We start from the raw sequence: 1,958 nt of genomic DNA on the forward strand, positions 1-1,958 counted from the left end.
GGGAGGGGAGAGAACGCCAGAGCATGGGTGAACGACAAGGGAGCCCGACGTTCGTCGTAGCGTCCCTTTGTCGTGCCAGGTCCTGGTTAGCGCTCGTTCTGTTACTCTCCGTCACTCTGATAGTCATCGCCTTGTTTCTCAAACAGCGCGGCCTTGCGTAGGGCTTTCTCTTGGTTGCCTTTGCCTGTCAGATAGGCGAGGTTCGGGACATTTTTCATTCCTGCATCTTTTCTCTTTTGTAACACATTAGGGACCTCCCTCAACACATTTCCAACCGTCTGCAATCTCAGCTTCTTGCCATCTTTACCTTTTAGCTCACTTTGAGTTGTAAGATATGGATACTTTGTGCCTTCTTTTAGATCACGCGGGCGGAGGTGGTGTTCGTTAATGTACTTTCGAAGCATGTCTGCTTGCTCTCGACTCCACTTTTGCTTATTTGCAGGGGCCTCATCCTCGTCACTCCTCTGATCGGCATCGCTGTCCTTCTCAAGCTGCGCGAACTGCTCGGCCTGTCGTAGGGCTTCCTCTTGGTTGCCTGTCAGATAGGTGAGGTCCGGGACTTTTTCCATTCCTGCATCTTTTCTCTTTTGTAACACCTTATCGACCTCCCTCAACACAGCTCCAGGCGTCCGGAAATCCTCCGTTTTGCCATTCTCTTTTCGCGATTGTGGAATATATGGATACTCTGTGCCTTCTTTGCCTTCTTTTTTATCAAGCCGGCTGAGGTGGTATTCGTTAAAGAACTCTCGAAGCATGGTTGCTCGATCTCGCGTATCTTGAACTCGTCTAGCGGAGTCTGCACGTGCCTTCGCCTCCGCCTGTTGCTCATCTGCAGACAGCTTGAGCCTGGGGTTATTAAAGCGGTGTAAAGAGGAACCTGGCCCCTCCTGAGGCAGCTCAAGGTTATGAGGGGCTGCATTTTGTGGTCTAAAGGTGCTGTTTGAAGAGGAACCTGGCCCTGATCGGTCACTGGTCGGATCCCCGTGTGGCGGCTGGTAGTGGGCATTTTGCGCCTCTGGCTGTCGATAGAAGGAGAGGGCGGCAGGCAGCCCTGAAGAGGAATCTTGCCATGATAGGCTACTGGTCTGATCCCCGTGTGCCTGGTTGTATTGAGCGATTGTGACATCATACGCAGCAGTGAGAGGATCGTATGGACCACCAGCCGGCGTGTGTTCGATGAATGTCGGATCCCCGTGTGCCTGGTTGTATTGAGCGATTGTGACATCATACGCATTAGTGAGAGTGATAGGATCGACATCATACGCATTAGTGAGAGTGATAGGATCGACATCATACGCATTAGTGAGAGTGATAGGATCGACATCATACGCATTAGTGAGAGTGAGAGGATCGTCCTCATACGCATTAGTGAGAGTGAGAGGATCGTCCTCATACGCATCAGTGAGAGTGAGAGGATCGTCCTCATACGCATCAGTGAGAGGATCGTAGTGAAACACCCTATCCTCGATGCGATCGAACCGTTCATTTGGATTATTGGCCTCCGGGATGGGACCAGGGATTTCGAAGAATGTCGGATCCCTGTGTAGCGGCTGGTAGAGGTTTCTTTGCACATCTTGCTGTGGATCGAAGGAGAGGGCGGCAAGCTGCCCTGAATAGAGATCTTGCTCTGATCGGTCACCGGGCTGATCCCCGTGTAGCTGGTAGTCTTCAGCGATCAGGCCCTGGGTGGGAGCGAACAGTTCGTATGGATTCCCGGTCGGCGTGCTGCGACCAGCAGTGTGTTCGGAGAATGGCATAGGAATTCCTCCTTTTTGTCAAAAGGATAGAGCAGCAGGCAGGGAAATGCAAGAGGGAAAGAGGCCCAATCTGATCGGTCATGGGATGGGTCGGGGAAGATCCGAGCGTCTCGTGTCCTGATCGAGTTAGGTCTGGGGCCACAGAGCCGTGGCGGCCCCGGCAGCGTGAAGGGCAAACCCATCGATGCAGCCCCGGTGTGA

Annotated in this window: 1 protein-coding gene; it reads right to left on the reverse strand. The window is 52.9% G+C overall.

The genetic code is table 11. The annotated features are described in order from the left end of the window. Positions 1-101: 101 nt before the first annotated feature. Positions 102-1,757 carry a hypothetical protein gene (locus tag F1593_RS27865; protein WP_149404813.1) on the reverse strand — a complete coding sequence of 552 codons (1,656 nt, stop codon included), beginning with the start codon at positions 1,755-1,757 and terminating at the stop codon, positions 102-104. Positions 1,758-1,958 lie beyond the last annotated feature (201 nt).

It is taken from the genome of Dictyobacter arantiisoli, assembly GCF_008326305.1.
Lineage (GTDB): Bacteria > Chloroflexota > Ktedonobacteria > Ktedonobacterales > Ktedonobacteraceae > Dictyobacter > Dictyobacter arantiisoli.

What these genes read in the sequence shown, in the direction of transcription:
- F1593_RS27865 (WP_149404813.1), bottom strand. Translation starts at nt 1,757, where the DNA reads ATGCCATTCTCCGAACACACTGCTGGTCGCAGCACGCCGACCGGGAAT.